The sequence below is a fragment of the Arsenophonus endosymbiont of Bemisia tabaci Q2 genome, assembly GCF_902713415.1.
In the GTDB taxonomy this organism is placed as follows: domain Bacteria; phylum Pseudomonadota; class Gammaproteobacteria; order Enterobacterales; family Enterobacteriaceae; genus Arsenophonus.
Genome location: NZ_CACTIE010000071.1, coordinates 1 through 6,990 on the forward strand (window position 1 = coordinate 1; position 6,990 = coordinate 6,990).

Here is a 6,990-nt window from a genome sequence, read left to right on the forward strand (position 1 = left end):
GAATAGGTCATATAAATAATGTCATCAAAATTAAGTCGCTTAGCTATATATTCATTATCTACCAAGGATTTTTTTCATTTATTGCTAGGTATGCCATACGAATTTCATAACTGATCAATTGAACAGACATTGCTAAATTGAGTGAACCATATTCAGGGTTGGTTGGAATATGAAGATAATATTGGCATCTCTGTAGTTTTTCATTTCTTAAACCAACTCGTTCGCGGCCAAAAATGATAGCCACCGGAGAATTTATTGCTTGGCGGACAGTTTTTTCGCCGCATTCGCGAGGCGTTACCTGTGACCATGATAACGTAAGATCGCGCACACTCGTTCCAATTTTACCAAGCTGCATCCAAGCAAAGCTTGATCTAATGTTTTCACGATAGTCGCTTGACCAAATAACATCACTGGCGCCAGCTGATAATGCAACAGCCTGTGCATCCGGCAATACGAGTGGATTAACTAAGTACAAATTAGTTACTCCCATCGTTTTCATCGCACGGGCAGTTGATCCCATATTTCCGGTATGCGAGGTTTCAACCAAAATAATGCGAATATTTTTTAGCATGATTGTCTTTATTTGGTGTTAATAATCAGGCTATTCTACCACAATCATAGTCATGTTGACGAATCTCTGTTATATTGCCGAACTTGCTTAAACCTTGTTCTTTAATATTCCAGTGGAAATAACCCATGCATCCAATGCTAACTATTGCTATACAGGCAGCTGCCCAAGCAGGTAACTTTATTGCTAAAAGCTATGAAAAACCTGACTCTATCGAAATAATGGCAAAAGGCCAAAATGATTTTGTGACCAATTTTGATAAAAAAGCAGAACAAATTATTATTGAAGTCATTCAAAAATCTTATCCTACTCATACCATTATTACCGAAGAGAGTGGTCAGATACTTGGTAAAAAATGATATTCAGTGGGTTATTGATCCTTTGGATGGCAAAACCAATTTCACTAAACACTTACCCCATTTTTCCGTCTCCATCGCAGTACGTATTAACGGCTGTACAGAAATTGCCGCTATTTATAATCCTATGCTTAATGAGCTATTTACTGCGGTACGTGGGCAGGGTGCACAATTAAACGGTTACCGCCTTCGTATTAAAAATAATAATGAATTAGAAGGGGAAATTATTGCCACGGGTTTTCCTTTCAAAGCGAAACAACATTCAGCTGCATATATTAATATTGTCGCTAAACTATTTAAAAAATGCGCCGATTTTCGCCGCACAGGTTCAGCGGCTTTCGACTTAGCTTATGTTGCTGCTGATCGTGTCGATGGCTTTTTTGAGATTGGCTTAAAACCGTGGGATTTTATGGCTGGAGAACTATTGGTGCGTGAAGCCGGTGGAATTCTAACCGACTTCGTTGGCGGACATAATTATCTCACCTCTGGCAATCTGCTAGCTGGCAGTCGACGGATAGTGAAAAAATGGTGCTAGAAATGCAGACCGAGTTAAGCGATCCATTGAAATGCTAAACAATGGGCTTAAAAAGCAATAGCTAAAGTTATATTGAGTTAATAATGTCTTGATGGCGTAACTTTGTTATTTACTAATTGGTGAAGGCTGAAAATGGTAAAAATTCACCATGGCTTTAATTAGTTAAATAAAGCCGCTAAATATTTTCAATATTTACTCTTGTTGTCGGTGCTTTATTGCTTAATTGGATATAAAACCCCTATTCTTTTTCAGGCATTAAGGGGTATTTTTATGATTGGCCAGCTTATTTAATTTTAATATAAAAATTTTTATCTGCATAGTTGGTTAATATTTATCTTTTATTCAAATTAAATGAACAACTTTAACTTAATTGTTTGGCTATTCCATCGAATTTAATGATGTTATTTTTTTATTCGGGCGAATAAATAGTGCTGGAATGGCAATCAATACCATTAACCACAAAACATCCAGTTATGGTGAAAAGGTAAATGTTTATAAACAAAACCTACCACAATTGTCACTAGCGCTAAACCACCGCGTAGTCCAAATGCCGAATAAAATGCTTGCAGCGGAATAATTTCACCTTAGTTACGTGCACTAATAAAACGCATTGCCGCTAGATGACAAACAGTAAAAGTACCACTATCTAAAAGTTGGCTAACTATCAGTATTGGTAAAGTGGTAAAATAGGTCATTAATCCCCAACGAACAACCGCGCAACTAACTGATAACAATAATAATCCACTTATGTGCCAATGACGGAAAAGGACATGGCTAAAGGTAAACACAATCACTTTAGCAACAATACTTAAAGACCATAACAGGCCAATAATACCATTGGAATAACCCACTTGTTGCCAATAAATTGAAGAAAAACCATAATAGGCAGCATGAGAAGCTTGTAATAAAGTAATGCACAGTAAAAAAACGCCAGACTGAGCTATCGGCTAATAATTGCTTCAATGATATAGTTGTATTAGCTATTTGGCGATAAGTGGCTTTAGGCATAACTGTAGGTTGTAATAACATCGTCAACAGCATAATGATTATACTGACAAGTAATGCGTAAATAATTATTTTATGTCTCCGGCTATTCGCTAAATAACCGATCCAAGAAGCGCTAATAATAAATGCAATCGAACCCCAAACCCGTAATTTTCCATAATCAAATGTTAACTTTTTTTGCCAAGTCGCGGCTAGCGCATCGGTTACAGGTATAGCTTGGCGACTTTAAAATGATTACAAGTAATTACTCTATATCAGTAAATTTATATTGGAGAAAAACATATATTTTGTAATCAAAATTAAGACGCTTAGCTATAATATTGATATCAAATAATCCGATAGCAAACAGCGTTGTGCCCAATAAAGCGCCGATAACATTTTTTCTTCCTTTACCTCCCCAGTTCTTGAGACCAACACACCGTTGACCTTTCGGGGAATAGCCGTGAGTCCGCTGAGTATCGTGTGAAAAACCACTTTTATCAATAAAAACAATATGCTTGCCTTCTTTTCATACTGTTGTTTTTTATTGAAACGTTTGTCGAGTGTTTTCGTCGGCTTTCGGATGACCTAGAGTTTTTTATAGGTCAATCCGATTTTTTTAAGATCTTGCCAAATGGCCTTCTGACAAACGCCAAAACGCTCTGCACGCTCTTTTTGGTAAGCATCTGGATATTTTTAAACATCTTTTATCAACTCGGATTTATCGATTTTTCGCTGATGCGTAGTCGATCCTTTTGGCTCTATTTGATTAATCCAACGCGATACAGATGCAGAGAAAATCCGAAATTGCTTCGCTGTTTCTCGGATACGCAACCCTTCTTCTTCCATCGTAAATATCACTTTACGTCTAAAATCAATTGAATAGCTCATATAAATAATGTCATCAAAATTAAGTCGCTTAGCTATACCATTAACCAAAACACCCAGTTATGGTGAAAAGGTAAATATTCATAAACAAAACCTACCACAATTGTCACTAGCGCTAAACCACCTCCTAGTCCAAATGCCGAATAAAATGCTTGCAGCGGAATAATTTCACCTTGGTTACGTGCACTAATAAAACCCATTGCCGCTAGATGACAAACAGTAAAAGTACCACTATGTAAAAGTTGGCTAACTATCAGTATTGGTAAAGTGGTAAAATAGGCCATTAATCTCCAACGAACAACCCCGCAACTAACTGATAACAATAATAATCCACTTACCTGCCAATGACGGAAAAGGACATGGCTAAAGGTAAACACAATCACTTCAGCAACAATACTTAAAGACCATAACAGGCCAATAATACCATCGGAATAACCCACTTTTTGCCAATAAATTGAAGAAAAACCATAATAGGCAGCATGAGAAGTTTGTAATGCTTGTAATAAAGTAATGCACAGTAAAAAAACACCAGACTGAGCTATTGGCTAATAATTGCTTCAATGATATAGAGTTGTATTAGCTATTTGGCGATAAGTGGCTTTAGGCATAACTGTAGGTTGTAATAACATCGTCAACAGCATAATGATTATACTGACAAGTAATGCGTAAATAATTATTTTATGTCTCCCGCTATTCGCTAAATAACCGATCCAAGAAGCGCTAATAATAAATGCAATCGAACCCCAAACCCGTAATTTTCCATAATCAAATGTTAACTTTTTTTGCCAAGTCGCGGCTAGCGCATCGGTTACAGGTATAGCTGGGCGACTTTAAAATGATTACAAGTAATTACTCTATATCAGTAAATTTATATTGGAGAAAAACATATATTTTGTAATCAAAATTAAGACGCTTAGCTATATCATCGGTAAAAAGAAGAGATTGAAAGCCAATATGATAAATAATAACCATAACCAATGTGAACTTACGGTAAATCGAACAGCAAAGAGCAGCGTTAAACCAGCAAATAGAGGCAAAGTCGTAATTAGGTGATAGGCTCGTTTCACTATCGGTGCGATCATTAAGGGACCAATAAAAAGAGCGGTAAGGCCGGCGGCTAGCAAGCTACCAATTATATTATATGAGCCTCAAGTCCTTCACCATTTAGCCAAATCACGATAAAAGGCAAAAAAATGCCATAAGCAAAAAAATAAGTAAAATAATCTAAAGCAAGCCAACGTGTTGATGGAATAATCATTATTTATTCCCATTTGATTATCGATGTAAAAAGCCCGTTTCAGTTAACAACTAAAACGGGCCGAAACGAATGACTAAATTTTAACTTATTTATGCATAAACAGGAAACTGTTGGCAAATCAACAATACTTTTTGTTTTACATTTTGGATCACGCTTTCATCATCAATCTTATCCAAAATATCACATATCCAATTAGCCAATTCCGCCGATTCTTTTTCTTTAAAACCACGACGAGTAATGGCGGGTGAACCAATACGAATACCTGAAGTAATAAATGGGCTCTGAGGATCATTCGGTACACTATTTTTATTGACGGTAATATTAGCGCGACCCAGCGCAGCGTCTGCCTTTTTACCTGTGATCCCTTTATACACTAAATCTATTAAAAATAAATGGTTTTCAGTTCCACCAGAAACAACCTTGTAACCAAGTTTGATGAAAACTTCCACCATCGTTTTCGCATTTTTAGCCACTTGCTGTTGATAAGTTTTAAATTCAGGCTCCATCGCTTCTTTTAATGCAAGCGCTTTACCAGCAATAACATGCATTAATGGGCCACCCTGAGCACCAGGGAATACGGCAAAATTTAGTTTTTTGTAAAACGCCTCATCACCACCTTTAGCCAAGATCAAACCACCACGAGGGCCAGCCAAAGTCTTATGGGTAGTGGTCGTCACGACATGTGCATGAGGAACAGGGTTAGGATAAACGCCAGCAGCGATCAAGCCAGCGACATGTGCCATATCAACAAATAAGTAAGCACCAATACTATCTGCAATTTGACGCATTTTAGCCCAGTCAACCAGGCCTGAATAAGCAGAAAAACCGCCAATGATCATTTTAGGTTTATGCTTTTTTGCCTGAGTGGCTATATCCTCGTAATCAATTTTACCCTCTTCATCGATACCGTAAGGAACGATATTATAAAGCTTACCAGAAAAATTAACGGGTGAGCCATGGGTTAAATGTCCACCATGTGCCAAATTCATGCCTAATACCGTATCACCAGGTTGCAATAAAGCCATATAAACAGCGGTATTAGCTTGTGAACCTGAGTGTGGCTGAACATTAGCAAAATCCGCATCAAATAGAGTTTTTGCTCGATCTATAGCGAGTTTTTCAACAATATCAACATGTTCACAACCACCATAATAACGTTTACCAGGATATCCTTCGGCGTATTTATTGGTAAGTTGAGAACCTTGAGCCTGCATAACTCTTGGACTGGTATAATTTTCTGAAGCGATTAATTCAATATGCTCTTCCTGACGCTTAACTTCATTTTCCATTGCCTGCCATAGTTCTTGATCATAATCTGCAATATTCATTTCGCGCTTTAGCATTTACTTCTCCTGACTCAGCCACATTTTAAATCTTTATTCAACTAAATGAATATCACACAGTGTAAACTCTTTTAGCTCACTGAGATAGCCTAAAAATAAAAAATTACGCAAACGATTGCTACATCCGAATTATCAAATAAAAACATTTCTCAATAGCGATTTTATTCCCAATTATAGCTAAGCGACTTAATTTTGATTACACCATATTGAGTGCGAACAAAATATCTGTGTCGCATCCGAGCGCTCTTTTTTTACATTTAGCTTGTGCCCATTTATGTTCAATTGGATTAAGATCTGGCGAATAGGTAGGCAAATATTCCACCATATGGCCCCGCATCGATGATGACTTGTTGAATACTCTGTTTCTTGTGAAAAGTTGCATGAACCATCATGATTACACTGTTTTTAGGAAGTACTGGGATAAGGACTTGGGTGACCCATGCATAGAAAACATCGCTGTTAATATTGATATCAAATAATCCGATAGCAAACAGCGTTGTGCCCAATAAAGCGCCGATAACATTTGTTCTTCCTTTAGCTCCCCAGTTCTTGAGACCAACACACCGTTGACCTTTCGGGGAATAGCCGTGAGTCCGCGGGGTATCGTGTGAAAAACCACTTTCATCAATAAAAACAATATGCTTGCCTTCTTTTTCATACTGTTGTTTTTTTGTTGAAACGTTTGTCGAGTGTTTTCGTCGGCTTTCGGATGACGTAGAGTTTTTTATAGGTCAATCCCATTTTTTTAAGAGCTTGCCAAATGGCCTTCTGACAAACGCCAAAACGCTCTGCACGCTCTTTTTGGTAAGCATCTGGATATTGTTCAACATCTTTTATCAACTCGGATTTATCGATTTTTCGCTGACGCGTAGTCGATGCTTTTGGCTCTATTTGATTAATCCAACGCGATACAGATGCAGAGCCAATCCGAAATTGCTTCGCTGTTTCTCGGATACTCAACCCTTCTTCTTCCATCGTAAATATCACTTTACGTCTAAAATCAATTGAATAGCTCATATAAATAATGTCATCAAAATTAAGTCGCTTAGCTATATTAT

The 6,990-nt window shown here is 37.3% G+C and carries 6 protein-coding genes and 5 pseudogenes; 2 read left to right on the top strand and 9 right to left on the bottom strand.

Translation table 11 applies throughout. The features are described 5' to 3' along the window. Window positions 1-58: 58 nt before the first annotated feature. Window positions 59-571, bottom strand: coding sequence for a TrmJ/YjtD family RNA methyltransferase (locus ARSQ2_RS04050; protein WP_181994448.1), 513 nt, complete (start codon window positions 569-571; stop codon window positions 59-61). A 125-nt stretch (window positions 572-696) separates the two neighbouring features. Here ARSQ2_RS04050 and suhB point away from each other — a divergent pair. Then, window positions 697-1,497: pseudogene (gene suhB / locus ARSQ2_RS04055) on the top strand (inositol-1-monophosphatase). Window positions 1,498-2,043: 546 nt separating this feature from the next. On the opposite strand, the pseudogene ARSQ2_RS14695 reads toward suhB, so the two are convergent. From ARSQ2_RS14695 to ARSQ2_RS12490, 4 pseudogenes are all read right to left on the bottom strand, one after another. After that, window positions 2,044-2,677: pseudogene (locus ARSQ2_RS14695) on the bottom strand (MFS transporter). Window positions 2,678-2,864: 187 nt separating this feature from the next. Beyond that, window positions 2,865-2,957 (bottom strand): annotated as a pseudogene (locus ARSQ2_RS14125) (hypothetical protein); the annotation flags it as partial. A gap of 74 nt (window positions 2,958-3,031) precedes the next feature. Continuing rightward, window positions 3,032-3,334: pseudogene (locus tag ARSQ2_RS12485) on the bottom strand (IS630 transposase-related protein). A gap of 32 nt (window positions 3,335-3,366) precedes the next feature. Then, window positions 3,367-4,149: pseudogene (locus ARSQ2_RS12490) on the bottom strand (3-phenylpropionate MFS transporter). Window positions 4,150-4,204: 55 nt separating this feature from the next. Here ARSQ2_RS12490 and ARSQ2_RS12495 point away from each other — a divergent pair. Further along, the gene (locus tag ARSQ2_RS12495) at window positions 4,205-4,384 is read left to right on the top strand and encodes a hypothetical protein (RefSeq protein ID WP_238334307.1); all 180 of its coding nucleotides are present in this window, start codon (window positions 4,205-4,207) and stop codon (window positions 4,382-4,384) included. Window positions 4,385-4,678: 294 nt separating this feature from the next. On the opposite strand, the gene glyA is transcribed toward ARSQ2_RS12495, so the two are convergent. The 4 genes from glyA to ARSQ2_RS04100 all read right to left on the bottom strand — a co-directional run bounded on the left by glyA (window position 4,679) and on the right by ARSQ2_RS04100 (window position 6,949). Next, complete coding sequence (gene glyA, locus ARSQ2_RS04090; RefSeq protein ID WP_181994451.1) at window positions 4,679-5,932, bottom strand: serine hydroxymethyltransferase; 1,254 nt, start codon at window positions 5,930-5,932, stop codon at window positions 4,679-4,681. Window positions 5,933-6,128: 196 nt separating this feature from the next. Continuing rightward, window positions 6,129-6,257, bottom strand: coding sequence for a transposase (locus tag ARSQ2_RS13615; RefSeq protein ID WP_181994337.1), 129 nt, complete (start codon window positions 6,255-6,257; stop codon window positions 6,129-6,131). Next, window positions 6,220-6,660, bottom strand: coding sequence for a transposase (locus ARSQ2_RS04095; RefSeq protein ID WP_338078237.1), 441 nt, complete (start codon window positions 6,658-6,660; stop codon window positions 6,220-6,222). Before ARSQ2_RS04095 ends, ARSQ2_RS13615 begins: the two co-directional genes overlap by 38 nt. Then, the gene (locus ARSQ2_RS04100; protein WP_181994086.1) at window positions 6,587-6,949 is read right to left on the bottom strand and encodes an IS630 transposase-related protein; all 363 of its coding nucleotides are present in this window, start codon (window positions 6,947-6,949) and stop codon (window positions 6,587-6,589) included. The genes ARSQ2_RS04095 and ARSQ2_RS04100 overlap by 74 nt, the downstream gene beginning before the upstream one ends. Window positions 6,950-6,990: the final 41 nt, after the last annotated feature.

Coding starts and splice junctions, on each gene's coding strand:
- ARSQ2_RS04100 (WP_181994086.1), bottom strand. CDS start 6,949: ATGAGCTATTCAATTGATTTTAGACGTAAAGTGATATTTACGATGGAA.
- ARSQ2_RS04050 (WP_181994448.1), bottom strand. CDS start 571: ATGCTAAAAAATATTCGCATTATTTTGGTTGAAACCTCGCATACCGGA.
- glyA (WP_181994451.1), bottom strand. CDS start 5,932: ATGCTAAAGCGCGAAATGAATATTGCAGATTATGATCAAGAACTATGG.
- ARSQ2_RS13615 (WP_181994337.1), bottom strand. CDS start 6,257: ATGGTGGAATATTTGCCTACCTATTCGCCAGATCTTAATCCAATTGAA.